Source organism: Acidovorax sp. (assembly GCF_034519795.1).
Taxonomy (GTDB): Bacteria; Pseudomonadota; Gammaproteobacteria; order Burkholderiales; family Burkholderiaceae_C; genus Acidovorax.
The window spans coordinates 515,097-538,111 of sequence record NZ_JAXHOB010000014.1; the positions used below are offsets into that span (position 1 = coordinate 515,097).

A 23,015-nucleotide genomic window follows, 5' to 3' on the forward strand; every position below is an offset into this window, starting at 1 on the left:
TCTTTGCACCCACATTCCATGAAGCAACTCATCCACTGGTATTTCAAGGCGCTGGAGGGGGTCGTCGTGCTGTGCCTGGCCGCCATGTGCGTCATGGTGTTCGGCAACGTGGTGCTGCGCCACCTGTTCGACTCGGGCATCAACATCTCCGAGGAGCTGTCACGCTTCATGTTCATCTGGCTGATCTTCCTGGGCGCCATTCTGGCGATGCGCGAGGGCGGCCACCTGGGCATGGACATGCTGGTGCACCGCCTCTCGGGCAAGGCCTTGTTTGCCGCCGTGCTGCTGGCGCAGTGCACCACGCTGGCCTGCTGCGCGGTGCTGCTGTGGGGCCTGCTCAGGCAGCATGCGCTGAACATGGCCAACACCGGCCTGGTGACCGGCATTTCGCTGGGCGTGGTGTACTCGGTGGCCTACCTGTGCGCGGCCTCCATCGGCGTGATGACGGTGGTCAACATCGTGCGGTTGCTGAGCGGCCGGGTGAGCCCCGGCGCACTGGTCGCGGTCAGCGAAGAAGGGGCCTGACGCCATGGTCGTCGCCGTCTTCGTGCTCTCGCTGCTGGCCGCCATGGCGCTGGGCGTGCCCATCGCCTTCTCGCTCATGGCCTGCGGCATGGCCATGATGTTCTACATGGACATGTTCGACGCGCAGATCATCGCGCAGAACATGCTCTCCGGGGCCGACAGCTTTCCGCTGATGGCCATCCCCTTCTTCGTGCTCGCGGGCGAACTCATGAATGCCGGCGGCATCTCGCGGCGCATCGTCGACGTGGCGGGCGCCTGGGTGGGGCACTTCAAGGGCGGCCTGGGCTATGTGGCCATCTTCGCCTGCGTGCTCATGGCCTCGCTGTCGGGCTCGGCCATCGCCGACACGGCCGCCGTCGCCGCGCTGCTGATCCCGATGATGCGCAAGGCCGGCTACGACATTCCGCGCGCCTCGGGGCTCATCGCCTCGGGCGGCATCATCGCGCCCGTGGTACCACCATCCATCGGCTTCGTGATGCTCGGTGTGGTGGGCAACATCTCCATCACGCAGCTGTTCATCGCCGGTATCGTGCCGGGCCTGATGATGGCGCTGGCACTCGTGGTCACCTGGGCCTACCAGTCCCACCGCGACGACATGCCGCGTGGCGAGCGCATGCCCCTGCGCCAGCGGTTGTCCGCCACCATCGCAGGCTTCTGGGCCTTGCTGCTGCCGCTGCTCATCGTGGGCGGGCTCAAGGCGGGCTACTTCACCCCCACCGAGGCGGCCGTGGTGGCGGTTTTCTACGCGCTGTTCGTGGGCTTCGTGGTGTACCGCGAACTGCGCTGGGCGCAGCTCTACGGGCTGCTGCTGGCCAGCGCCAAGACCTCGGCCGTGGTGATGTTCCTGGTGGCGGCGGCGCAGGTGTCGGCCTGGCTCATCGCGGCCGCCAACATCCCGATGGTGGTGGCCGACATGCTGCAGCCGCTGGTGGGCAGCCCGGTGCTGCTGATGCTGGTGATCATGGCGCTGGTCTTCACCGTGGGCACCGCGCTCGATTTCGCGCCCACCATCCTGATCCTGGTGCCCGTGCTGATGCCGGTGGTGCGCATGGCCGGCATCGACCCGGTGTACTTCGGCGTGCTGTTCATCATGAACAACGCCATCGGCCTGATCACGCCGCCGGTGGGCACGGTGCTCAACGTCGTCTGCGGGGTGGCGCGCGAGCGCATGGAGCCGGTGATCCGCGCCGTCATGCCCTACCTGCTGGCGCAGGGCGCGGTACTGCTGCTGCTCACGCTGTTCCCGCAGTTGGTGCTTGGGCCGCTGCGCTTCTTCACGCGCTGAGGGAGCTTGCTGGCGGGCTGCCGCGTGCATGAAAAGGCAGCGCCGCCATCGCCCAAAGGGCCCCCGGCGCGCCACAATGGCGGTCATGCTGACCCTCCAAGACATCCAAGCCGCCGCCACCCGCGTCCAGGGCCACGTGCTCGATACCCCGTGCGTCGAATCCAAGACGCTCTCGCAGATCGTGGGCGCACAGGTCTTCCTCAAGTTCGAGAACCTGCAGTTCACCGCCTCCTTCAAGGAACGCGGGGCCTGCAACAAGCTGGTGCAGTTGAGCGCCGAGGAACAGGCCCGCGGCGTGATCGCCATGAGCGCCGGCAACCATGCCCAGGGTGTGGCCTACCATGCGCAGCGCCTGGGCCTGCATGCGGTGATCGTGATGCCGCGCTTCACCCCGGGCGTGAAGGTGCAGCGCACGCGCGGCTTCGGTGCCGAGGTGGTGCTGCATGGCGACACGCTCGAAGAGGCGCGGGCCCATGCCTACCAGCTGGCCGACGAGCGCAGCCTGACCTTCGTGCACCCCTACGACGACGAGGCCGTGGCCGCCGGACAGGGCACGCTGGGGCTGGAGATGCTGGCCGCCGTGCCCGACCTCGACACGCTGGTGATCGCCGTGGGCGGCGGCGGCCTGATCTCGGGCGTGGCCACGGCGGCCAAGGCGATCCGCCCGGACATCGAGATCGTGGGCGTGCAGACCTCGCGCTTCCCGGCCATGGTGAATGCCATCCAGGGCACGCAGCACCCGCAGGGCACCTCGACCATCGCCGAAGGCATTGCCGTGGGCACGCCCGGCAAGATCACGCAGGAGATCATCCGGCGCCTGGTGGACGACCTGGTGCTGGTGGACGAAGGCGACATCGAACAGGCCGTGCTGATGCTGCTGGAGATCGAAAAGACCCTGGTCGAGGGCGCAGGCGCCGCAGGCCTGGCGGCACTGGTGCGCTACCCCGAGCGCTTCAAGGGCAAGAAGGTGGGGCTGGTGCTGTGCGGCGGCAACATCGACCCGCTGCTGCTGGCGGCCATCATCGAGCGCGGCATGGTGCGCTCGGGCCGGCTGGCACGCGTCAAGGTCAGCGCGCGCGACATCCCCGGCGTGCTGGCACGCATCACGGCCATGGTGGCCGACACGGGCGCCAACATCGAGGAGGTGCACCACCAGCGCGCCTTCACCATGCTGGCCGCGCAGAACGTGGAGATCGAGCTGGTGCTGCAGACGCGCGGCAAGGCCCACATCGCGGAGGTGCTGGAACACCTGCACGACGGGGGAATGGAGGCCGTGCTGATCTGACGGGCTGGGCCTGATGTCGCACACCGGCTAGAATTGGCCCAGTTTTAAGCACCTGGAGCCCCGCCATGTCCGACCACAACACCCCGCAAGCCCCTGAAGAGCATCCGGCCGACGCCGTGGAAAATGTGGTGCCACTGATGCCCATCGTGCTGCCTGTCGTGGGCGGCATCATGATGTTCTTGCTGGCGTTCATCGCCGTGAACATGGCCTGATCGCCACGGAGCGTCCCACACGCTTGCATGGCAGCCCCGCGCAGCGGGGCTTTTTTTTGCCCTTTTTTTCTTCAACGCCCAGGAGCCGCCCCATGAGACCCGGAAGCGCATTGGTTCTTTTTTCCGGTGGACAGGATTCCACCACCTGCCTGGCCTGGGCGCTCACGCATTTCGCCCATGTCGAGACCGTCGGCTTCGACTATGGCCAGCGCCACCATATCGAGCTTGCGGCCCGCCAGACCGTGCTTGCGGCCGTGCGCGAGCGTTTTCCGCAATGGGCCGGCAGGCTGGGCGAAGACCACATGCTGGACCTGGCCGTGCTGGGCCGCATCAGCGACACGGCACTGACCAGCGAGACCGAGCTCCAGATGACCGCCGCCGGCCTGCCCAACACCTTCGTGCCCGGGCGCAACCTGCTGTTCTTCAACCTGGCGGCCGCCGTGGGCTACCGGCGCGGGCTGCACACCCTGGTGGGTGGCATGTGCGAGACGGACTTCTCGGGCTACCCCGACTGCCGCGACGACACCCTGAAGGCGCTGCAGGTGGCGGTGTCGCTGGGCATGGGCCAGCGCTTCACCTTCGAGACGCCGCTGATGTGGCTGGACAAGGCCGACACCTGGCAACTGGCCAAGGACCTGGGCGGGCAGGCGCTGGTGGACGTGGTGCTGGAGCAGTCGCACACCTGCTACCACGGCGTGCGCGGCGAGCGCCACGCCTGGGGCTACGGCTGCGGCACCTGCCCGGCCTGCGCGCTGCGCAAGGCCGGCTACGAGCGCTGGGTAGCCTCGGCTGGCGCCTGAAGCGCCCACTTGAAAAGCATAACCCCATGCAATTTTTGCATGGTTTTAGGCCCTGTCTGACAGACAAGCGGGCGGCAGATTCATAAAATCGACATCCCAGCCGACCCGCGGAATCCGTGGAATCCGTCCTCCACCCCGTGGGGATGAACCGCGCCCCGCCCGCCGACTGAGCACGAAAGCCGTTTTTTCAAAGGCAGCGCTCAGCATCCGCACCTGCGCCAGGCCTCTCGCCCCGGGCCCCGGGACGCTTCCTTTGAAAAGACTGTTTTTCAACTTAGGAAGCTCCCGATGAACGCACCCACCATGCAGGGCCTGAATCTCAACGCCCCCTCGCACGTCAAGAACGCCCGGCTGCTCGCCTGGGTGGCCGACATGGCCGCCCTGTGCAAGCCCGACAGCATCTACTGGTGCGATGGCAGCCAGGAAGAGTACGACCGCCTGTGCCAGCAACTGGTCGATGCCGGCACCTTCAAGAAGCTCAACCCCGCCAAGCGCCCTGGCAGCTTCCTGGCCTGGTCCGACCCCTCGGACGTGGCCCGCGTGGAAGACCGCACCTACATCTGCTCGGCCGCCAAGGAAGACGCCGGCCCGACCAACAACTGGATGGCCCCGGCCGAGATGCGTGCCACGCTGCAACCCCTGTTCGACGGCTGCATGAAGGGCCGCACCATGTACGTGGTGCCCTTCAGCATGGGCCCGCTGGGCTCGCCCATCGCCCACATCGGCATCGAGCTGTCCGACAGCCCCTACGTGGCCGTCAACATGAAGATCATGACGCGCATGGGCAAGGCCGTGTACGACGTGCTGGGCGTGGACGGCGAGTTCGTGCCTTGCGTGCACACCGTGGGCGCCCCCCTGGCCGCCGGCCAGCAGGACGTGTCCTGGCCCTGCAACAAGACCAAGTACATCGTTCACTACCCCGAGACGCGCGAGATCTGGAGCTACGGCTCCGGCTACGGCGGCAACGCCCTGCTGGGCAAGAAGTGCTTCGCGCTGCGCATCGCCTCCACCATGGGCCGTGACCAGGGCTGGCTGGCCGAGCACATGCTGATCCTGGGCGTGAGCAACCCCGAAGGCAAGAAGTACCACGTGGCTGCCGCCTTCCCGAGCGCCTGCGGCAAGACCAATTTCTCGATGCTGGTGCCGCCCGAGGCCTTCAGCGGCTGGAAGGTCACCACCATCGGCGACGACATCGCCTGGATCAAGCCCCAGGCCGACGGCAGCCTGCGCGCCATCAACCCCGAGGCCGGCTACTTCGGCGTGGCCCCCGGCACCAACACGCTGACGAACCCCAACTGCATGGCCAGCCTGGACAAGAACGTGATCTTCACCAACGTGGCCCTGACCGATGACGGCGACGTCTGGTGGGAAGGCATGGAGAAGGACACCGGCGGCCAGCCCGCCCACCTGATCGACTGGCAAGGCAAGGACTGGACGCCCGAGATCGCCAAGCAGACCGGCGCCAAGGCGGCCCACCCGAACGCCCGCTTCACCGTGGCCGCGACCAACAACCCCGCGCTCGACGCCGCCTGGGACGACCCCAAGGGCGTGAAGATCGACGCCTTCATCTTCGGCGGCCGCCGCTCGACCACCGTGCCGCTGGTGACCGAGGCCCGCAACTGGACCGAAGGCGTCTACATGGCCGCCACCATGGGCTCGGAGACCACCGCTGCCGCCTTCGGCCAGCAGGGCGTGGTGCGCCGTGATCCGTTCGCCATGCTGCCCTTCATGGGCTACAACATGAGCGACTACTTCCAGCACTGGCTCACGCTGGGTGAGAAGCTGGCTGCCTCGGGCGCCACCCTGCCGCGCATCTACACCACCAACTGGTTCCGCAAGGACGAGGCCGGCAAGTTCGTCTGGCCCGGCTATGGCGAGAACATGCGCGTGCTCAAGTGGATGATCGACCGCCTGGAAGGCAAGGCCACGGGCGAGGAAACCATGTTCGGCGTGGCCCCGGCCTACGCCGAGATCAACTGGTCGGGCCTGGATTTCAGCGCCGCCCAGTTCAACACCGTGACCAGCATCGACAAGGCCGCCTGGTCCGAAGAGCTCAAGCTGCACACCACGCACTTCGAGCAACTGGCCTACCACCTGCCCAAGGCCCTGCTGGACACCAAGGCCGCCATCGAACAGCGCCTGGCAGCCTGATGGGCTGAAGAGCGTGCCCGGCCTGCCGGGCACCACGAGGAAAAAGCCGCCCCGACTGCAGGTCCGGGCGGCTTTTTCATGGCTTTCTCGGCGCTACCCGGTCAGTGCGTCCTCTGGACCGTGGACAGCCCGGCGCCTACGCGCAGCGCCAGTGCCACCTGCGGCTTCTGTCCCGGCACCGGGTTGCAGCAGGTAAAGACCAGACGCAGGCGCTCCTGGGGAATCTCTTCGTTCTCGACTCGACCCCGATGGGTGCTCCGTGGTTGCGCGCATTGGCGCAAGGGATGGGCAGTCGTGCCAGCCTAACGCCCATGAAAAAAGCCGTGGCACAGCCACGGCTTTCGTCGGTGTCCACCATCCTGCCATGCGGCAGGCTGGTGAAAGAGGTCCGCTCAGTAATAGGCGCGCAGGTCGTTCACCGTGCGCACGCCCATCGCGTGGCTCAATTCGGCCATGATGCGCGGGTCGCGGATGGCGACTTGCCAGGTGCGTTCGTCTTCGGCGGCGCGGCGGCGGCTTTCGGCCCAGCCAGCGAAACCGGCGCGCAGGGCGGCAGCGGCGCGGCGTGCGGGGGCCGAGAGCAGGGCCAGGGCGGCAAATGCCACCAGCCACAGCACCATCCAAGCGGCCATCAGGTGGCCTTCGCTCCAGGTGTCGATCACCTGGTTGGCGACCACCAGCAGGGCGGAGACGATGGCGGCGAGCAGCAGCGAGGCGGCGCCACGGGCGCTGTCAAAGCCGGCTGCGATGCCCTTGATGGCGGCAGCGGCGTTTTGGGCGCGGATCACGCCCGAGTGTTCGGTTGGATAGTCAACGTGTGCAAAGTTCGTCATTTGGTTTCCCCTTTTCTAGCGCTTGTGGCGACATTGCCGGGCGAGTGACTGAATATTAGGGTTTACCCCAGGTGTTATCAAGTTTATATCTTGAATTACCGCCATTCACTGCAGTGATGTATCGCCCCATCCCGCTGCGGCCGGCAACAAAAAAGCCGTGGCATGCCACGGCTTGAATGCCCAGGTCGGCCCTGCCTGATGGCCGGTGCGCTGGCTCAGTAGTACTTGCGGATGTCGGTGATGCCCTGGTGCAGCTCAGCCATGATGCGCGGATCGCGCAGGGCGACCTGCCAGGTGCGGCGGTCTTCGGCAGCCTGGCGTTGGCTTTCGGCCCAGCGAGCGAAGCCGGCGCGCAGGGCCAGGCCGGCACGGCGGGCCGGTGCGGACAGCAGGGCCAGGGCAGCAAACGCCACCAGCCAGAGCACGACCCAGGCCGACAGCAGGTGTCCGTCGGTCCAGCGATCGACCACCTGGTTGGCCAGCACCAGCAGGGCGGAGACCACGGCAGCCAGCACCAGGGAGGCAGCGCCACGGGCGCTGTCGAAGCCTGCGGCGATGCCCTTGAGGGCAGCAGCCGCCTTTTCGGCGCGCATCACGCCAGGGTGTTCGGTGGGATAGTCCACGTGTACAAAATTGGTCATTTTCGGTTCCCCTAATCAGCGCTTTTGGCGACATTGCCGGGCGATGTGGCGATACTAGGGTTTACCCTTTAGCGCTTCAAGTTTATATTTTGAATCATTGGTATTCACATTGGTGATGATTTGGAACCATGTCCAGCCGCCTCAACTTCCGCTCCCTCGATCTGAACCTGCTCAGGGTCTTTGACGAAGTCATGGCCGAGCGCAGCCTGACCAAGGCGGCGCACAAGCTCTCGCTGACCCAGCCCGCCGTGAGCAATGCCATGCGCCGCCTGCGCGAGGTGCTGGGCGACGACCTGGTGGTTCGCAGCGGCCAGGGGGTGGAGCCCACGCCCCGGGCCCTGGCCCTGTGGCCGCCCATCCGCGATGCGCTCACGCAGTTGCAGGAATCGCTGTCGCCCGGCCGCTTCGACCCGACCACGGCCGAGTCCACCTTCGTGCTGGCCATGGCCGATGCCACGGGTGCGACCCTGGTGCCCGGGCTGGTGGAGATCCTCGAAAGCGAGGCGCCCGGCGTCGCCGTGCGGGTGGTGCCCCTGACCACGCGCGACCCGCGCCGCCTGCTGGAGGAGGAGGCAGCCGACATGGCCGTGGGCTACTTTCCTGCCGTGCTGGCCGACCTGACGGCGCGCGCGCAGTCCGGCGGCATGGTTTCGTTCGAAAGCCGGCGGCTGTACGACAGCGAATACATGTGCGTGATGCGCCAGGGCCACCCGCTGGCCGATGCGCCGCTGACGCTCGATGCCTACTGCGAGGCACGCCACATGCTGGTGAGCTTTTCGGGCCGGCCCTTCGGCTTCATCGACGAGGCGCTGGCCTCGCTCGGGCGGCGCCGGCGCGTGGTGCTCACGGTGAACCAGTTCTTCACCGCCGGCCGCGTGGTCTCGGGCTCGGACATGCTCACCGTACTGCCGCGCCATTTCGTGCCGGTGACCGGGATCGCCGACGCGCTGGTGCAGCGCAGCCTGCCCTTCGACGTTCCGCCGGTGCACGTGGACGCGCTGTGGCGCCGCAACAGCACGCAGGAGGCGGCCATGGGTTGGCTGCTGTCGGCGCTGGCGCGTGCGGCCCGGCGCGCCTTTCCGCAGGGGGAGCCCGGCCATGCAGCGGGCACGCCATTTGGCACATCCCCTTAGACTGCGGGGTCCATGAAAATCCAGATCCTGTCCGACCTGCACCTCGAAGCCAACCCCGACTTCATGCCCGAGCCCGCCCCGGGCGCCGATCTGCTGGTGCTGGCCGGCGACATCGGCTCCTACCAGGAGGGGGGCCGCATGCAGGACGAGGACTTCGGCCTGGCGCGTTTTTCGCCGCTGCCGCAGTTCGCCGGCTGGCCCACGCCGGTGCTGTACGTGCCCGGCAACCATGAGTACGACGCGCTCGATTTCGACGTCGCCCACGCGCGCCTGCGCGCCACCTGCGAGCGCCTGGGCATCCGCATGCTGGAGCGCGAGACCCTGGTGATGGGCAGCGTGCGCTTCGTGGGCACCACCCTGTGGGCCGACTACGACGCGCTGGCCGATGAGCAGCAGGTGAGCGACCTCACCCGGCGCCTGAAGCTGCGCGAGAAGGCCTTTCGCGCAGCCAACCACTACCTGCGCAAGACCGGCGGCACCAAGGACGGCGAGCCCTTCCTGGCCGAGCCCATGCGCGAGCTGGCGCTGGTGTGCACAGAGTGGCTGCGCGAGGCACTGGCCACGCCCTTCGACGGCACCACCGTGGCCATCACCCACTTTGCCCCCAGCCTGCGCAGCGCCGATCCGCGCTATGGCGTGGTGCCCGGCACGGCCGGCTTTTGCAACGTGCTCGACGACCTGCTGCCCCATGCGCAGGTATGGATCCACGGCCACCTGCATGCACCGAGCGACTACACGGTACAGGGCGCGCGGGCCGATGGCAGCCCCTTCGCATGCCGGGTGGTGGCCAACCCGCTGGGCTATGCCCGCAACGGGGAACAGGAAACCTTCCGGCCCCGGTACTGCGTGACCGTATGATGGGTCGACGGGGCCCATGCCCCGCAGAGCGCAGGATGAAAAGCATGACACAGGTCAAGACAACAACCGCCCGCGCCGATTAGTCTGACCATTCCAATTAGGAGAACTCGAATGAACATCCTGCTCGCTGTCGACGGCAGCGCCTACACCAAGAAAATGCTCGCCTACCTGGCGGCGCACGAAGAACTGCTGGGCCCGAAGCACGACTACACGGTGCTCACCGTGCAGGCGCCCCTGCCGGCCCGCGCCCGCTCTGCGCTGGGCAAGGAAGCCGTGGACACCTACCACGCCGAAGAGGCCGACAAGATCCTGGCCCCGGTGCTCAAGTTCATCTCGCGCCAAGGCGTGCAGGCCAAGACCATCGTCAAGGTCGGCCATGTCGGTGAAACCATTGCCAAGGTGGCGGACTCTGGCCGCTATGACCTGCTGGTGATGGGCTCGCACGGCCACGGCGCCATCGCCACCCTGGTCGTGGGCTCCGTCACGACGCAGGTGCTGGCGCACTGCAAGGTGCCGGTGCTGCTGGTGCGCTGAGCTGGCGGCGGCATGCGCCGCCCCCTGATGCGAAACGCCCGGACTGCCGGGCGTTTTAGCGTGCAGTCACCACCACCGCTTCACCTCGATACCAGCCCATCGAAACAGGTGCGCAGCACCAGGTCCACGATCTCGGCGTCGGAATACTGGCCGCCTTCCTTGAGAAAGGTCACGACCGGGTCGCAGGCACGGGCGTACAGGGTGTACAGCACCACCAGCGGTGGCAGCGTGGGGTTGATCACGCCCTGCGCCTGGGCTTGCACGATCCACTCGCCGATCTGGTCGCTCACGGTGACCAGGCCATCGAGGTAGTCCCTGTCGGCCATGAGCACGGCGCGCAGCGTGGAGTTGCGGCTGGGCAGCAGCGGCATTTCATTGGTCAGCAGGCGCTCGAGCGACCAGCGCACCAGGGCGCGCAGCTTTTCGTGCGCCGGCAGCTCGGCCGGAAGCCCCTCCAGGTAGGTGCGCACCCGCGCGAGGATCTGCACCATGGCGGCGCTGCACAGTTCTTCCTTGCTGCAGAAGTGCTTGTACAGGCTGGCCTTGGCGATGCCCACCGCATTGGCGACATCGTCCATGGTCATGGCATCGAAGGCCTTCTCACCCAGCAGGCGGCAGGCCGACTGGAGGATCGCGCCCTCCCGAGCCTGGTGCATCTGCTCCTTGAAGGACACTTTGGGTTGTAGCGTGGTGGTAGACATGGGCCCCATCTTATACATTGCAGTAGAAAAATAAATGACAAAGTTGCAATACAACTACGCCGTTCACGTTTTAGTCTGCAGGAATCGTGCCGCCCCACTGCAGGGAGTGCCATTTCGTGCGGGTTACCCCCTGTTGACTGCTTTTGCTGCCGCTGTCCTGGAGTTCAGGGCTGGGTCAGTGTCTTGGCAGCCGTGGCGGTGAGCGCGGCCGTCAGGGCGTCGAGCACCACGGATTCGAGGTTCCAGCAGTGCCAGTACAGCTGGATGGGCAGTGCGTGGCCCGGCGCCAGGTCGACCATGCTGCCATCGGCCACCGGCCCGCGCGCGAGCAGTTCGGGCACCACGCCCACCGCCCAGCCAGCGGCGACGGCGCGCATCTGGCCTTCGGTGCTGGGCACGAACAGATGGTTGAGCGCCACGCGCTTGAGCCCGAAGGCGCGCGCCACGAACTCGGCCGCCATGTCGTCCTTGCGGTTGAACGAGAGGAACGACACCTCGCGGAAGTTGTGCGGCGTGAGCCCATGGGGCAGGTGCCTTTCAGCAAAATCCCGGGACGCCACAGCCACATAGCGCATGGCCCCGAGCGGCACCATCTTGCAGCCGCGCAGCGCCTGCTTGAGCGTGGTGACGCAGCCCAGCACCTGGCCCGAGCGCAGCCACTCCTGCGTGAAGTCCTGGTCGTCGACGATGATTTCCAGCGGCAGGCGCTGGCCCACCAGTTCGTGCAGCGCGCCCATGGCCCAGGTGGCGATGCTGTCGGCATTGATGGCGATCGAGATGCGCTCGTCCTCGCGCGTGGCGCCGGGTGCGCTCGGGGCCAGTTCCTGCAGGTCGCGCTCGAGGTCGGCGCGCAAGAGGCGCATCTGCTTGGTGTGCTTGAGCAGCAACTGCCCCGCCGAGGTGGGCCGCAGCGGCCGGCTGCGCACGATGAGCACCGAACCCACCTGCGCCTCCAGCGCGCGCAGGCGCTGCGAAACCGCCGATTGCGTGACGTTCAGGCGCTGGGCGGCGCGCTCGAAGCCGCCTTCTTCGACGATGGCGGCAAGGCATTCGAGGGCGGCGGGGTCGTAGGTGCTCATGGCAGGGTTCTCGGCAAACGGGTGCAAGGGTGGCCTTGTGGGCACTGCTTGCATTAGACAGACTGATGCGTTTGGATTGAGTTTAATTTTGCTTTTAGTAGAACGCAATGTGGATCACACTGCCATCCATGAAAACCATCATCCTGGGCGCCGGCATCATCGGCATCAGCACCGCGTGGCACCTGCTGGAGCGTGGCCACGAGGTCGTCGTGGTCGACCGCCAGCCCGATGCGGCGCTGGAAACCAGCTTCGCCAATGCCGCCCAGATTTCGGTGAGCTATTGCGAGCCATGGGCCAACCGCGAGGCACCGCTCAAGGCGCTCAAGTGGATGTTCGACAAGGAGGCACCGCTGCTGTTCCGACCCCAGCTCGACTGGGAGCAATGGCGCTGGGGCCTCAAATTCCTGGCGCAGTGCAACGACACGGCCTTCGAGCGCAACGTGCAGCAGATCGTGGCGCTGGGCGCGTACAGCCATGCCGCACTCAAGGACCTGGTGGCCACGACCGGCATCGACTACAACCGGCTCGAGCGCGGCATCGCCCATTTCTACACCGACCAGAAGTCCTTCGACGATGCCGGTCACGCCGTGGAGCTGATGCGCAAGCACGGCGTGCAGCGCCGCCTGGTGAGCAAGGAAGAACTGCTGCAGATCGAGCCGGCCTTCAAGGCCTATGGCGATCACATCACCGGCGGTACCTACACCAGCACCGACGAGAGCGGCGACGCCCGCGTGTTCACGCAGGCCCTGGCGCGCCGCTGCGCGGAGCGCGGCGTGCAGTTCCTGTACGGCCACGACGTGCTGCGGCTGAACAAGATCGGTGACACCATCGATTCGGTGGCCGTCATGGCGCGCGGCGGCGCCAACGGGCTCAAGAAGGACTTCCTGCTCCAGGCCGATGCCGTCGTGGTGGCCTGCGGCTCCTACAGTGCACCGCTGCTGCGCACGGTAGGCGTGGACCTGCCGATCTACCCCGGCAAGGGCTACAGCGCGACCTTCCCGCTGCTGCGCCCCGAGGCGGCGCCCTCGGTCTCCACCATCGACGACGGCCGCAAGATCGCGATGAGCCGCCTGGGCAATGTGCTGCGCGTGGCCGGCACCATCGAGCTGGGTGGTTACGACCTGTCGCTCGACTCGCCGGTGGCCAAGGCACGCTGCCACATGCTGTCGCGCCGCATCGAGGAAATTCTGCCCGGTGTGTGCGACACGCGCACGCCCGAGCAGGGGGGCAACCCGCAGTACTGGACCGGCCTGCGCCCCGCCACCCCCACCAACATCCCCTTCATCGGCCGCACGCGCGTGGGCAAGCTGTGGGTGAATGCCGGCCACGGCACGCTGGGCTGGACGCACGGCGCAGGCTCGGGCAAGGCGCTGGCCGAACTGATCAGCGGCGAACAGCCGGCGATGAACTTCGGTTTTCTGGGCCAGCAGTCCGCGCAGCCGCGCAACGCCACCCTCGCAGCCTCCTGACCGAGCCGCCACCTGCGGCGTCAGGGCTTCGGTTCGGGAGCCTGGACCTCGGCCCAATGCGCTCCCATCCAGCGCAGCAGGTCCTCCCACATGGAGCGCAGCTCCGCGTCCTCGGGCATGCGCAACGCGTGCGGCAGTTCGATGGTGACCACCGGGATGCCGCGGTGCACACCGCCGTAGTTGCCCAGCGACCCCGGAAAGATGCCCACCTGGTCCAGCCACAGGCGGCCCAGCCGCTCGGGCGGCGACAGCGGGCCGTCGAAATCGAGCACGCCATAGGGCGCGTGGATGCTCACGATCAGGTGCGGCTGGAAAGCCGCCATCTGCGCGTGCAGAAACTGCGACTCGGGCTCGGACAGTGCCGACGGTCCGGGATAGCGCCGCGGGTCGCGTTGGGTGCGCTTGTCCCAGTACAGCGGCGCATCCTTGTCCCAGCCCGGCGTGGGGAAGTTGCGGTTCAGGTCGACGCCACGGCCATTGGTGCGTGTGGCGGGCCTGGCCAGCAGGCCATCGGGGTTGAGCACGGGGATGAAGCGCCAGTGCACCGGCCGCTCTGTCTGCTCGGCCAGGGCGATCCAGCGCAAGGCCAGCGCAGCGGCTGTGAGCTCGTCGCCGTGGATGGCGCCAGCCACCAGCACGCGCAGCGGGGCGTCGGCGGAAGCCTGCACCCCGGGCACCGGCAGGTCGCGCCAGAACAGCGGCACGCCATGCGCCGAGGCAGCACCGCTCGGGGTGAGTTGCGCGGCATCGCACTGGGCGCGCGACACGGTGGGCAGCCGCTGCAGGAACAGCTCGCAGGCGCCTGGCCCACCCGGCGCTGGCGGGGTTGCGGATGCTGCGGCAACGGGAAGCGGCGCCACCGGCTCGGCCACCGCCTTCGCGTCAGGGGCCGCCGGCGAGCGCACGGCCGCAGCCCGGGGCGCCGTGGTGCCCCGCTCCAGATCGGCGCGGGGCGCGATCCACAAGCCGCCGGCCGCCAGGGCCGCCAGCACGCCACCGGCCAGTGCCGAACCCAGCCAGCCGGATCCCCAGGGCGTCACGGCTTGCGTCAATGCAGTACCCGCGAGGACGCCAGGAAATCTGCCAGCGCGCCATCGAAGCCATCGGGGTCTTCGAGCTGGGGCCAGTGGCCCGCGTGCGGCAGGCTCAGGTGGCGCGCGTCGGGCAGCACGTGGGCCAGGGCCTGCAGCGCGGCAGGCGGCGTGCAGCGGTCCTGCGCGCCGCCGATGATCAGCGCCGGCATGTGCAGCCGGCCCAGCACGCCGGCAGCGCGGTCGAAGGTGGACAGGGCCTGCAGCGCACGGCGGTACGAGCCCTTGTACACCTGCGACAGGGCATGGGTGGCCAGGCGCACCCCCTCGGGCAGGGCACCGCTGCCGATGAACTGCGGCACCAGGGCCTGGGCCAGCGAATGCATGTCGTCCTGCGTGGCGTCCAGGGCTGCAAGGCGCGGCTCCACCCAGTCCGCCACGGCCTGCGCATCCAGCGCAGGGCCGCCGGCGCACAGCACCAGGCGGCGCACCACGGCACTCTGGCGCACGGCCACCTCCAGCGCCACCATGGCGCCCATGCCGTGGCCTACCAGGGTGACGGGGCCGCATTGCAGCGCATCGATCAACGCCATGCAGCCCTCGGCCAGGCCCTTGAAGCCATAGGGTTCGATCGGGGCGCTGTTGCCATAGCCGGGCATGTCCCAGGCCACGGCGCGGTAACCCAGGCTGGCCAGGGTTTCGACCTGGGGGGCAAAGGTCAGGTGGCCGCCATCGGCGTCGTGCAGCATGAGCACGGTATGCCCGCTGCCCAGGGTGGAGAAATGGGGGAGGAGTGCCATGGTTTTCCTGCGAAAAGCCCTGCATGGCAAGGGCCTGGCCATGATAGCCCAGGCCTTTTTAACCCCGGACGCTGGTCAGGCCATCGCTTTCCGTGCACCCCTGCCCGACACGCGTGCGCGACACCCCCAGCGCCCCCGGCCGCAGCATGGCTGTGGCATGCGGCCCATAATGGGCACCTGCCCCCTTTTCCGGCCGCTGCGCCCGCCCTCCGTGAACCGCCCCCTGCCCCGCCCCGCCCTTGCCCGGCCCCCGAGCTTCTCCGCCCGCGAGTTCCGCGATGCGCTGGGCATGTTCGCCACCGGCGTCACCATCGTCACCGCACGCAATGAGGACGGCAGCCTGGTGGGACTCACCGCCAGCTCGTTCAACTCCGTCTCGCTGGACCCGCCGCTGGTGCTGTGGAGCCTGTCGCGCGGTGCCAGCACCATGCCCACCTTTGCCAATGGCGCACACTACGCCATCAACGTGCTGGCGGCAGACCAGAAGCAACTGGCCGAACGTTTTGCCACACGCGGCATCGACCGCTGGGCCGGCGTCGGCCACCATGCCGGCATCAGCGGCGCCCCGGTGCTCGACGGCGCGGCCGCCAGCTTCGAGTGCTTCAACCGCAGCCGCTATGAAGAGGGCGACCACCTGATCTTCGTGGGCGAGGTCGAGCGCTGCAGCCACCGTGCCGGCGTGCCGCCGCTGCTGTACCACGGCGGGCGCTTTTACACCGAGCACCCGCTGTAGACCGCTGGTGCGCCACAAGCCCACGCATCCCGCTGCGGCATGCGCCGGGGTTTTGACATGCACGGCGAAGCTGGAAGAATGGCCGCATCGCTTCCGGCCGCACCGGGCACCAACCCGTGCCTGAGGGCGCTGCCGGGCCCGCCCTGCCTGCACTGGAGCCCCATGTCACTGCCCCGTCGCCTTCTCGCCTCCTGTCTCATCGGCCTGGTCCTGGCCACATCCGCCCAGGCGGCTCCACCGCGCAACATGGTCAGCGTGGCCAAGCCCGAGATCAACCTGCGCGCTGGTGCCGGTACCCGGCATCCAGCGTTGTTCACGCTCGGACGGGGCTTTCCACTGGAAGTCATCGGGCGCAGCGGCAACTGGCTGAAGGTGCGCGATTTCGAAAGAGACACCGGCTGGGTGCACCGCCCTCTGGTGGGCAAGACGCCCCACCACATCGTCAAGAGCCCCCGTGCCAACATCCGCAGTGCCCCAAGCACGCGCAGCCGGGTGCTGGGGACGGCGGAGAACGGCGAGGTGCTGCGCACCCTGGAGCGGCGCAGCGAGTGGGTCAAGGTCCAGCAGGACGGCGGCCCCAGGGGTTGGGTGGCCGGCCGCCTGCTGTGGGGCTGGTGAGCGCCGTATGCAGGTGCGCAGCATCAACACGGGCAGTGCCCGGTGCCTGAAGGTGGGAGAGCGCAGCGTGCTCACCGCCATCGGCAAGCACCCGGTCGAAGGCCCCGTGGCCGTGCACCGCCTGGGCCTTGAGGGCGACGAGCAGGCCGACCCGAGCGTGCATGGCGGCCTGGACAAGGCCGTGTATGCCTACCCCGCCGCACACTACGCGTTCTGGCAGGCGCAGCGCCGCGAGCATGGTGTGAGCCTGTTCGATGAAGTGTTGCCTGCGGGCTTCGCGGGCGAGAACCTGACCGTGGACGGGCCGCTGGAGCACGAGATCTTCGTGGGCGACACCCTGCACTTCCCCGATTGCGTGCTGCGCGTGACCGCACCGCGCGAGCCCTGCTTCAAGTTCAACGCGGTGATGGGCTTTGCCCAGGCCAGCCGCGCGATGGCGCTGGCGGGCTGCTGCGGCTACTACCTGGCGGTGGACGAACCCGGCGCCATCGCCGCCGGCCAGCGCGCCACACTGGTGCCCGGCCGGCGCTCGCTGGGCATTGCGCAGGCCTTCGCGGCCAAGTTCGCAAAGCATTCGCGCTGACGCTGCAACGCGCTCGCACGCTACACGGCCCGGCCGTGCGGCGGCTCCACCAGTTGCCGCGCCTGCTCCTGCAATTGCGGGAAGACCTTGCCCACCAGCGCCAGCTGAGCGGCCATGAGGCTGCGGGCCGGAGCGTGGGGCGGCGCGCTGCCGGTGGGGCCGAACTCCTGCAGCACCTGTGCCACGGCCGGGGCTGCAGGCGCTTTGCCGGTTCGCGCACCGCTGGCCTGCTGGGCCTGCTCCAGCTTTTCAGCCAGTTGCTGCAGCGACAGCAGCAGGGCGCTGGCCATCTCCTCGTCTGCCGCGTCCATATCCGCCCCGGCCCCGCCGCGTTGCGCACCCAGGGCCGAGAGGTAATTGAGCTGGGTGTGCGACAGGCGCAGGAAGTTGGCCACTACCTCCACGTTGCCGCGCACGCTGCGCGGCTCCTTGAGCATGGCGCTGTAGGAGTTGGACAGCGCGGCATCGGCATTGTGTGCATTGCGCCGCGCCAGGCGGTATTCCAGGTGGTCGCGCTTGCCGCTGTGGTACTGCGCCAGGATGGCGCGCAGGTACAGGGCCTGGGTCTGCAGCACCTGGGCCGCCAGCCGCGGCCACTGGCGCGACTGCCAGTGCGGCAGCACCAGCCAGGAGGCAGCGGCCGCGATCAGGCAGCCGGCTGCGGTGTCCAGCAGGCGCGCCAGGATCACGCCCTGGGCCATGCCCATCTGGTGGAAACCGAGCAGCAGCAAGGTGGTCACTGCCGCCGTGGCCAGCACGTAGCGGGTGTGGCGCGCGCCGAAGAACACGGCGCCCCCCAGCACCAGCAGCGCGGCCTGCACCAGAGCTCCGGGGAACAGCTGGATCGCCGCCCAGCCCAGGGCCAGGCCGATGGCGGTGCCCTTGGCGCGCTGCACCAGCCGCGTCTGCGTGGCTGCGTACTGCGGCTGGCTCACGAAGACGATGGTCAGCAGGATCCAGTAGCCGTGCGGATCGCTCGTGGCCTGCATGAGGGCAAAGCCCGCCAGCAGCGACAGGGCCAGTCGCACGCTGTGCCGCAACCAGGGCGACTGCGCGTGCAACTGCGCACGCACGCGGCCCCAGGCATCGCCCAGGCTGCGCGGCTCGCGGTCGAACAGGGCGTGGTCGACACCGCCGCGCTCGTCGGCAGCAGCGCCGCCCAGGGCGGTCGCGAACACCGCGGCCATGGCCGCCAGGTTGTGGCCCAGGGCGTGCAGCGAACGCAGGGGCCGGGCCATGGGGGCAGCCCCCTGCGCGCCCGCCAGTTCGGCGGCAATGCCGTCCTGGTGCGCGATGGCGGCCTGCAGGTCCTCGATGGCGCGGGAGGTCATGCCTCCGTGCTGCGGGGGCGATTGCTGCTGGATGGCGAGCGACAGTTTGAGCGATTGTTCACCCAGCAGCGTGAGCACGCGTTGGCAGCGGTAGAGCACATCGCTGTGGAAGAACGCCGTGGCCAGCAGGTCGTAGTGCTCGTGCGAGGAGCTCGCGCGCTCGTGCACGTCCTGCGCGGCCAGGTACTGGTGCATGGCGGCCTGCAGCCAGGCGGGCGGCTGGCCTCGGCCCATGCGGCTCATGAGGCTTTCCTTGGCGGCATTGAGGGCATCCACCACGCGCCCGTTGTGCAGCGCCAGCGCCATGCGCCGGCGCTCCAGGTCCACATCGCGCACCGGCTCCAGCAGCAGGGCCTTCAGGCGCAGGTACTCGCCCAGCACCGCATACAGCCGGGCCAGGCGAAAGCGCACCGGTGCCCGCGGCATGGCCCAGGCCCAGGCCACCGACACCAGGCCGTACCAGGCGGCGCCCGCCAGCATCAGCGGCGTCGCCTGCGCTGCCCCGGCGCGGCTGGTGTGCGCCGCCAGGGCGGCATAGATGAACAGCACCAGCGAGCCGAAGGCGATGGCCCGGTAGCGCTCACCGAGTGCCCCCAGCAGGGTGAAGGCAAGGGCCGACAGCGCCAGCACCCCCATCAGCGCCCAGGGCCAGGCCACCGTGGCCCACACCGCCAGCGCCATCAGGCCAAAGCAGCCCAGCGCCAGCAGCTGCGCGCGCAGGCGGCCGCGCCAGCTGTCATCGGTCTCCGTCAGGGCGCTGGCGATCACCCCCAGCAGCACCGGCATCAGCTCGGCCTGCCACCCCGCCCACCAGCCCCAGGCCAGCACGGCGGCCAGCGCGCAGAAGGCCCGCGCCCCGCGCGTGACCCCTTCATGGTTGCGTGCGCGCTGCCAGCTGGATTTCCAGGATTCGTCCACGGGGATGCCTCACATCAGGGATAACCCTAATGTTAAGCAATAAGCCGGCCAGAAGGTTGTTCAGGCCGCACCGTGGCAGCACACGCACAGCTTGTTGCCGTCCGGATCGCGAAAATACGCCCCGTAATAGTTCGCGTGGTACTGGGGGCGCAGGCCGGTGGGGCCGTCGCAACGGCCGCCATGGCGCAGGGCCAGGGCATGAACTTCGTCCACGGTGGCGCGGTCGGCCGCCAGCAAGGCGTTCATGGCGCCGTTGCCGGGGCTGGCGGCCTGGCCGTCGAATGGGCGGCCGATGAGGAACAGCGGCCGCGCCACGCCAGGCGCCTGCCAGCCGGCCCAGGGCACCTGCGCTTCGCAAAAGCGCTGCACCAGGCCCAGGCGCTCCAGCACCGGGCCATAGAAGGCCAGGGCGCGCCCGAAATCGTTCACGCCGATATGGACATGGGACAGCATGCGCCGATCACCTCCTCAAGAATGCTTGCCGCACGAAAGCGGCGCGAGACCTCAGCGCACGGTGTCGGGCAGCTCGATCTTCACCTCGAGCACTTCCAGGTTGTCCTGGCGTTCCAGGTGCACCTTGAGGTCTTCGGGGTTGATCTTCACGTACTTGGAGATCACCAGCACCAGTTCGCGCTGCAGCGCGGGCAGGTAGTCGGGTTCGGAGGCGTTGCGGCCGTTGCGTTCGTGCGCCAGGATGATCTGCAGGCGTTCCTTGGCGACGCTGGCGGTCTTCTTCTTTTCGCCCAGCAGGAAGGAGAGAAACGATGCCATGGCTTACTTGCTCCCGAACAGGCGTTTGAAGAAGCCCGGCTTCTCCGCGTCGATGAAGCGCAGGGGCTTGTCGGTCTGGCCGAGGAAACGGTCGATCACGTCCTTGTAGGCTTCCGAGACATCCGTGCCCTGGGCATGGATGGCGGGCGTGCCCTGGTTGGACGACTGCAGCACCACCTCGGACTCGGGGATCACGCCGATCAGCTTGATGCGCAGGATGTCCTGGATGTCTTCGAGCGAGAGCATCTGCCCGTCTTCGACCCGGCTCGGGTTGTAGCGTGTGATGAGCAGGTGCTCCTTGATCGGCTCGCCGCCCTCGATGGCGCGTTTGGTCTTGCTGCCCAGCATGCCCAGGATGCGGTCGGAGTCGCGCACAGAGGAGACCTCGGGGTTGGTCACCAGCAAGGCCTCGTCGGCAAAGTGCATGGCCATGAGTGCGCCGCTTTCGATGCCGGCGGGCGAATCGCAGACGATGTACTCGAAGCCCATCTCGGCCAGGTCCTTGAGGATCTTCTCCACGCCGTCCTGCTTGAGGGCGTCCTTGTCACGTGTCTGGCTGGCGGCCAGCACGAACAGGTTCTCGCACTGCTTGTCCTTGATGAGGGCCTGGTTCAGGTTGGCCTCGCCCTGGATCACGTTGATGAGGTCGTACACCACGCGGCGCTCGCAGCCCATGATGAGGTCCAGGTTGCGCAGGCCGACGTCGAAGTCGATCACGGCGGTCTTGTGGCCGCGCAGGGCGAGCCCGGTGGCAAAACTGGCGCTGGTGGTGGTCTTGCCCACACCACCCTTGCCGGAGGTCACGACGACGATTTTGGCCATGGATTATTGGATCTCTCTGGGGTTGATACGAACGGGATTGCGCAGCGGCTCGATGAAGAGCTTCTCGCCCTCCAGGCGCACCTGGGCCGGCCTGCCCGCGACGTCGTCGGGCAGTGCGGTCTCCGTCGTGCGGTAGATGCCTGCAATGGACACCAGTTGCGGCTCCATGCAGGTGGAAAAGATGCGCGCCTCGGTGTTGCCGCGCGCGCCGGCGATGGCGCGCCCGCGCAGCGGGGCGTACACGTGGATGTTGCCGTCGGCGATCACCTCGGCACCGAAGCTGACCATGGCCAGCACCACCAGGTCGGCACCGCGCGCATAGACCTGCTGGCCCGAGCGCAGCGGCTTGTCGATGACCATGGTGCCGGGCCTGGCCACGGGCACTTCGCGCACCACCTCGACCTCGTGCACCACCTCGCGGATGACTTCCTGCACCGGGGCCTGCGCCTCGGACTCCGGTTCGGGCTCAACCGCAGGGGCTGCGGCCTCGGCCCGGGCCGGCGGCGCATCGGGCACGGCTGCCAGGCCCACGGCGCGGGCGGCCTCCATCTGGGCATCGCTGCCGCCGCGCACCGCCACGGGCAGGGTGCGGTGCTCGCGCAGCACGGCGACGATGGCGGCAAAATCGATGGCCTCCTCGGCCTCGCGCACCAGGGCCAGGTCGATCAGCACCGGGTCGTTGTCGAAAAAGCCCGGGGCGTCGGCCACGCGCTCGGCCAGTTCGGCGGCGAACTGTGCGGCATCGGTGGTCTTGAGCAGCACCGCCACCACGGACAGCGATGCGCTCTTGAGATCGAAGCGGGTGCGGACCTGGGCCGCCGTGGAAAAGGCCATGTCAACGGAGTGGGGTGAAGAAAGCGCCCGAAAGCCGGTATCGCCAGCCGCAAAGTGTACCGTGGGCCCACACAGGCCCTGTCTCGCAACGTTTCAGGCGTTCCCGGCAGCCCTGGCACACCCCTTCCATAATCGGCCGATGCCCACTATTGCCCGCAAAACCCATCTCGACTCCCTGGCCGTCGGCCTGTTGCTCGCCTGCTGCATGTTCTGGGGCTTCCAGCAGGTGCTGGTGAAGGCCACCGTGGCCGAAGTGGCCCCGGTGTTCCAGGCCTTCGTGCGCTTCGTGCTGGCGGCGCTGGCCGTGACTGCCTGGTGCCTGTGGCGCGGCGTGCCCCTGTCCAGCCGCAGCGAGCCCGCAGGCGCGCTGCGCGCCGGGCTGCTGGCAGGCACCCTGTTCGCAGGCGAGTTCGCCTGCATCTATGTCGGCCTGCAGTACACCAGCGCCTCGCGGCTCACGGTGTTCCTGTACGGTGCGCCGTTCTGGGTGGCGCTGCTGCTGCCGCATTTCATCCCCAGCGAGCGGCTGCGCGGCTGGCAATGGCTGGGCCTGGCCGCGGCCTTCGTGGGCGTGGGTCTGGCACTGGGCGACGGCATGGTGGGCCCGGCCAACGCCGCCATGCCCCAGGCCTGGCTCGGCGACCTGCTGGGGGTGGCCGCCGGCCTGATGTGGGCACTGACCACGGTGGTCATCCGCACCACGCCGCTCACGCGCGTGGCACCGGCCAAGCAGCTGCTCTACCAGGTGGGCGTGAGCGCCGCCGTGCTGCCCCTCTTGTCCCTGGCGCTGGGCGAGACCTGGACCTGGCACTTCAGCGCCTTCGCCTGGGGTTCGCTGCTGGTGCAGGCCCTGGTGGGCGCCTTCGTGAGCTACCTGGCCTGGATGTGGATGCTGGCCCACTACCCGGCCACGCGCATCTCGGTGTTCGTGTTCCTGACGCCGGTCTTCGCGCTGCTGTTCGGCGCCTGGTGGCTGGGCGAGCCAGTGACCACGGGGCTGGTGGTGGCCCTGGCCTTGGTGGCGGCGGGCATCGTGCTGGTGAATCGCAAACCCGCGACAGCCTGAGA

The 23,015-nt window shown here is 68.2% G+C and carries 25 protein-coding genes; 14 read left to right on the forward strand and 11 right to left on the reverse strand.

What is annotated here, in order from left to right; all coding sequences use genetic code 11:
* The first annotated feature begins 18 nt into the window (after window positions 1–18).
* The 6 genes from U5N23_RS19170 (at window position 19) to U5N23_RS19195 (ending at window position 6,258) form a co-directional block, all read left to right on the forward strand.
* Window positions 19–525 (forward strand): TRAP transporter small permease, encoded by a 507-nt coding sequence (locus U5N23_RS19170; protein ID WP_322594325.1) that lies wholly within the window; start codon window positions 19–21, stop codon window positions 523–525.
* 4 nt (window positions 526–529) lie between these two features.
* The gene (locus tag U5N23_RS19175; protein WP_322594326.1) at window positions 530–1,810 is read left to right on the forward strand and encodes a TRAP transporter large permease subunit; all 1,281 of its coding nucleotides are present in this window, start codon (window positions 530–532) and stop codon (window positions 1,808–1,810) included.
* 85 nt (window positions 1,811–1,895) lie between these two features.
* Window positions 1,896–3,095: a threonine ammonia-lyase gene (locus tag U5N23_RS19180; RefSeq protein ID WP_322594327.1), complete on the forward strand. Its 1,200-nt coding sequence runs from the start codon at window positions 1,896–1,898 to the stop codon at window positions 3,093–3,095.
* Window positions 3,096–3,160: 65 nt separating this feature from the next.
* Window positions 3,161–3,307 (forward strand): hypothetical protein, encoded by a 147-nt coding sequence (locus tag U5N23_RS19185; RefSeq protein ID WP_322594328.1) that lies wholly within the window; start codon window positions 3,161–3,163, stop codon window positions 3,305–3,307.
* Between the two features lie 92 nt (window positions 3,308–3,399).
* A complete protein-coding gene (queC, locus tag U5N23_RS19190; protein ID WP_322594329.1) occupies window positions 3,400–4,107 on the forward strand; it encodes a 7-cyano-7-deazaguanine synthase QueC in 708 nt (235 codons plus the stop codon).
* Between the two features lie 288 nt (window positions 4,108–4,395).
* Window positions 4,396–6,258, forward strand: a complete 1,863-nt coding sequence (locus tag U5N23_RS19195; RefSeq protein ID WP_322594330.1) for a phosphoenolpyruvate carboxykinase (GTP) — start codon at window positions 4,396–4,398, stop codon at window positions 6,256–6,258.
* Between the two features lie 392 nt (window positions 6,259–6,650).
* Here U5N23_RS19195 and U5N23_RS19200 read toward each other — a convergent pair whose 3' ends face one another.
* Both U5N23_RS19200 and U5N23_RS19205 read right to left on the reverse strand, forming a co-directional pair.
* Entirely contained in the window at window positions 6,651–7,091 is a 441-nt protein-coding gene (locus tag U5N23_RS19200) for a hypothetical protein (protein WP_322594331.1), read from the reverse strand.
* A 215-nt stretch (window positions 7,092–7,306) separates the two neighbouring features.
* Window positions 7,307–7,732, reverse strand: coding sequence for a hypothetical protein (locus U5N23_RS19205; protein ID WP_322594332.1), 426 nt, complete (start codon window positions 7,730–7,732; stop codon window positions 7,307–7,309).
* A gap of 128 nt (window positions 7,733–7,860) precedes the next feature.
* On the opposite strand from U5N23_RS19205, the gene U5N23_RS19210 reads away from it, so the two are divergent.
* The 3 genes from U5N23_RS19210 to U5N23_RS19220 all read left to right on the forward strand — a co-directional run bounded on the left by U5N23_RS19210 (window position 7,861) and on the right by U5N23_RS19220 (window position 10,257).
* Window positions 7,861–8,865, forward strand: coding sequence for a LysR family transcriptional regulator (locus U5N23_RS19210; protein ID WP_322594333.1), 1,005 nt, complete (start codon window positions 7,861–7,863; stop codon window positions 8,863–8,865).
* Window positions 8,866–8,877: 12 nt separating this feature from the next.
* Window positions 8,878–9,723, forward strand: coding sequence for a metallophosphoesterase (locus tag U5N23_RS19215; protein ID WP_322594334.1), 846 nt, complete (start codon window positions 8,878–8,880; stop codon window positions 9,721–9,723).
* A gap of 111 nt (window positions 9,724–9,834) precedes the next feature.
* Window positions 9,835–10,257 carry a universal stress protein gene (locus U5N23_RS19220; RefSeq protein WP_322594335.1) on the forward strand — a complete coding sequence of 141 codons (423 nt, stop codon included), beginning with the start codon at window positions 9,835–9,837 and terminating at the stop codon, window positions 10,255–10,257.
* Window positions 10,258–10,337: 80 nt separating this feature from the next.
* Here U5N23_RS19220 and U5N23_RS19225 read toward each other — a convergent pair whose 3' ends face one another.
* Both U5N23_RS19225 and U5N23_RS19230 read right to left on the reverse strand, forming a co-directional pair.
* Complete coding sequence (locus tag U5N23_RS19225; protein ID WP_322594336.1) at window positions 10,338–10,958, reverse strand: TetR/AcrR family transcriptional regulator; 621 nt, start codon at window positions 10,956–10,958, stop codon at window positions 10,338–10,340.
* A 164-nt stretch (window positions 10,959–11,122) separates the two neighbouring features.
* Complete coding sequence (locus U5N23_RS19230; protein ID WP_322594337.1) at window positions 11,123–12,037, reverse strand: LysR family transcriptional regulator ArgP; 915 nt, start codon at window positions 12,035–12,037, stop codon at window positions 11,123–11,125.
* Window positions 12,038–12,165: 128 nt separating this feature from the next.
* Between U5N23_RS19230 and U5N23_RS19235 the strand changes: the two genes are divergently transcribed.
* Window positions 12,166–13,506 (forward strand): D-amino acid dehydrogenase, encoded by a 1,341-nt coding sequence (locus tag U5N23_RS19235; RefSeq protein WP_322594338.1) that lies wholly within the window; start codon window positions 12,166–12,168, stop codon window positions 13,504–13,506.
* A 20-nt stretch (window positions 13,507–13,526) separates the two neighbouring features.
* Here U5N23_RS19235 and U5N23_RS19240 read toward each other — a convergent pair whose 3' ends face one another.
* Window positions 13,527–14,546: a M14 family zinc carboxypeptidase gene (locus U5N23_RS19240; RefSeq protein WP_322594339.1), complete on the reverse strand. Its 1,020-nt coding sequence runs from the start codon at window positions 14,544–14,546 to the stop codon at window positions 13,527–13,529.
* 8 nt (window positions 14,547–14,554) lie between these two features.
* Entirely contained in the window at window positions 14,555–15,337 is a 783-nt protein-coding gene (locus tag U5N23_RS19245) for an alpha/beta fold hydrolase (RefSeq protein WP_322594340.1), read from the reverse strand.
* A gap of 211 nt (window positions 15,338–15,548) precedes the next feature.
* Here U5N23_RS19245 and U5N23_RS19250 point away from each other — a divergent pair, with 211 nt between their 5' ends.
* The 3 genes from U5N23_RS19250 (at window position 15,549) to U5N23_RS19260 (ending at window position 17,271) form a co-directional block, all read left to right on the forward strand.
* Entirely contained in the window at window positions 15,549–16,070 is a 522-nt protein-coding gene (locus U5N23_RS19250) for a flavin reductase family protein (protein ID WP_322594341.1), read from the forward strand.
* A 162-nt stretch (window positions 16,071–16,232) separates the two neighbouring features.
* The gene (locus U5N23_RS19255) at window positions 16,233–16,688 is read left to right on the forward strand and encodes an SH3 domain-containing protein (RefSeq protein ID WP_057200313.1); all 456 of its coding nucleotides are present in this window, start codon (window positions 16,233–16,235) and stop codon (window positions 16,686–16,688) included.
* A gap of 7 nt (window positions 16,689–16,695) precedes the next feature.
* A complete protein-coding gene (locus tag U5N23_RS19260; protein WP_322594342.1) occupies window positions 16,696–17,271 on the forward strand; it encodes an MOSC domain-containing protein in 576 nt (191 codons plus the stop codon).
* A gap of 20 nt (window positions 17,272–17,291) precedes the next feature.
* Here U5N23_RS19260 and yccS read toward each other — a convergent pair whose 3' ends face one another.
* The 5 genes from yccS to minC are packed head-to-tail and all read right to left on the reverse strand — an operon-like array spanning window position 17,292 to window position 21,947.
* Window positions 17,292–19,520, reverse strand: a complete 2,229-nt coding sequence (gene yccS / locus U5N23_RS19265) for a YccS family putative transporter (protein ID WP_322594343.1) — start codon at window positions 19,518–19,520, stop codon at window positions 17,292–17,294.
* Window positions 19,521–19,580: 60 nt separating this feature from the next.
* The gene (locus U5N23_RS19270; protein WP_322594344.1) at window positions 19,581–19,973 is read right to left on the reverse strand and encodes a VOC family protein; all 393 of its coding nucleotides are present in this window, start codon (window positions 19,971–19,973) and stop codon (window positions 19,581–19,583) included.
* Between the two features lie 51 nt (window positions 19,974–20,024).
* A complete protein-coding gene (minE, locus tag U5N23_RS19275) occupies window positions 20,025–20,291 on the reverse strand; it encodes a cell division topological specificity factor MinE (protein ID WP_007855949.1) in 267 nt (88 codons plus the stop codon).
* 3 nt (window positions 20,292–20,294) lie between these two features.
* On the reverse strand, window positions 20,295–21,113 hold the full coding sequence (gene minD, locus U5N23_RS19280) for a septum site-determining protein MinD (protein WP_007855951.1): 819 nt from the start codon (window positions 21,111–21,113) through the stop codon (window positions 20,295–20,297).
* Between the two features lie 3 nt (window positions 21,114–21,116).
* Window positions 21,117–21,947: a septum site-determining protein MinC gene (gene minC, locus U5N23_RS19285; protein ID WP_322594345.1), complete on the reverse strand. Its 831-nt coding sequence runs from the start codon at window positions 21,945–21,947 to the stop codon at window positions 21,117–21,119.
* Window positions 21,948–22,086: 139 nt separating this feature from the next.
* Between minC and U5N23_RS19290 the strand changes: the two genes are divergently transcribed.
* Window positions 22,087–23,013 carry a DMT family transporter gene (locus tag U5N23_RS19290; RefSeq protein ID WP_322594346.1) on the forward strand — a complete coding sequence of 309 codons (927 nt, stop codon included), beginning with the start codon at window positions 22,087–22,089 and terminating at the stop codon, window positions 23,011–23,013.
* Window positions 23,014–23,015 lie beyond the last annotated feature (2 nt).

Bases quoted from the DNA above. Each gene is read 5' to 3' on its own strand.
- minD (WP_007855951.1), bottom strand. From the start codon at position 21,113: ATGGCCAAAATCGTCGTCGTGACCTCCGGCAAGGGTGGTGTGGGCAAG.
- U5N23_RS19200 (WP_322594331.1), bottom strand. From the start codon at position 7,091: ATGACGAACTTTGCACACGTTGACTATCCAACCGAACACTCGGGCGTG.
- U5N23_RS19235 (WP_322594338.1), top strand. From the start codon at position 12,166: ATGAAAACCATCATCCTGGGCGCCGGCATCATCGGCATCAGCACCGCG.
- U5N23_RS19290 (WP_322594346.1), top strand. From the start codon at position 22,087: ATGCCCACTATTGCCCGCAAAACCCATCTCGACTCCCTGGCCGTCGGC.
- queC (WP_322594329.1), top strand. From the start codon at position 3,400: ATGAGACCCGGAAGCGCATTGGTTCTTTTTTCCGGTGGACAGGATTCC.
- U5N23_RS19230 (WP_322594337.1), bottom strand. From the start codon at position 12,037: ATGAGCACCTACGACCCCGCCGCCCTCGAATGCCTTGCCGCCATCGTC.
- U5N23_RS19175 (WP_322594326.1), top strand. From the start codon at position 530: ATGGTCGTCGCCGTCTTCGTGCTCTCGCTGCTGGCCGCCATGGCGCTG.
- U5N23_RS19220 (WP_322594335.1), top strand. From the start codon at position 9,835: ATGAACATCCTGCTCGCTGTCGACGGCAGCGCCTACACCAAGAAAATG.
- U5N23_RS19210 (WP_322594333.1), top strand. From the start codon at position 7,861: ATGTCCAGCCGCCTCAACTTCCGCTCCCTCGATCTGAACCTGCTCAGG.
- minE (WP_007855949.1), bottom strand. From the start codon at position 20,291: ATGGCATCGTTTCTCTCCTTCCTGCTGGGCGAAAAGAAGAAGACCGCC.
- U5N23_RS19225 (WP_322594336.1), bottom strand. From the start codon at position 10,958: ATGTCTACCACCACGCTACAACCCAAAGTGTCCTTCAAGGAGCAGATG.
- U5N23_RS19195 (WP_322594330.1), top strand. From the start codon at position 4,396: ATGAACGCACCCACCATGCAGGGCCTGAATCTCAACGCCCCCTCGCAC.
- U5N23_RS19255 (WP_057200313.1), top strand. From the start codon at position 16,233: ATGTCACTGCCCCGTCGCCTTCTCGCCTCCTGTCTCATCGGCCTGGTC.
- U5N23_RS19215 (WP_322594334.1), top strand. From the start codon at position 8,878: ATGAAAATCCAGATCCTGTCCGACCTGCACCTCGAAGCCAACCCCGAC.
- U5N23_RS19245 (WP_322594340.1), bottom strand. From the start codon at position 15,337: ATGGCACTCCTCCCCCATTTCTCCACCCTGGGCAGCGGGCATACCGTG.
- U5N23_RS19185 (WP_322594328.1), top strand. From the start codon at position 3,161: ATGTCCGACCACAACACCCCGCAAGCCCCTGAAGAGCATCCGGCCGAC.
- U5N23_RS19270 (WP_322594344.1), bottom strand. From the start codon at position 19,973: ATGCTGTCCCATGTCCATATCGGCGTGAACGATTTCGGGCGCGCCCTG.
- U5N23_RS19260 (WP_322594342.1), top strand. From the start codon at position 16,696: ATGCAGGTGCGCAGCATCAACACGGGCAGTGCCCGGTGCCTGAAGGTG.
- U5N23_RS19180 (WP_322594327.1), top strand. From the start codon at position 1,896: ATGCTGACCCTCCAAGACATCCAAGCCGCCGCCACCCGCGTCCAGGGC.
- U5N23_RS19205 (WP_322594332.1), bottom strand. From the start codon at position 7,732: ATGACCAATTTTGTACACGTGGACTATCCCACCGAACACCCTGGCGTG.
- U5N23_RS19170 (WP_322594325.1), top strand. From the start codon at position 19: ATGAAGCAACTCATCCACTGGTATTTCAAGGCGCTGGAGGGGGTCGTC.
- minC (WP_322594345.1), bottom strand. From the start codon at position 21,947: ATGGCCTTTTCCACGGCGGCCCAGGTCCGCACCCGCTTCGATCTCAAG.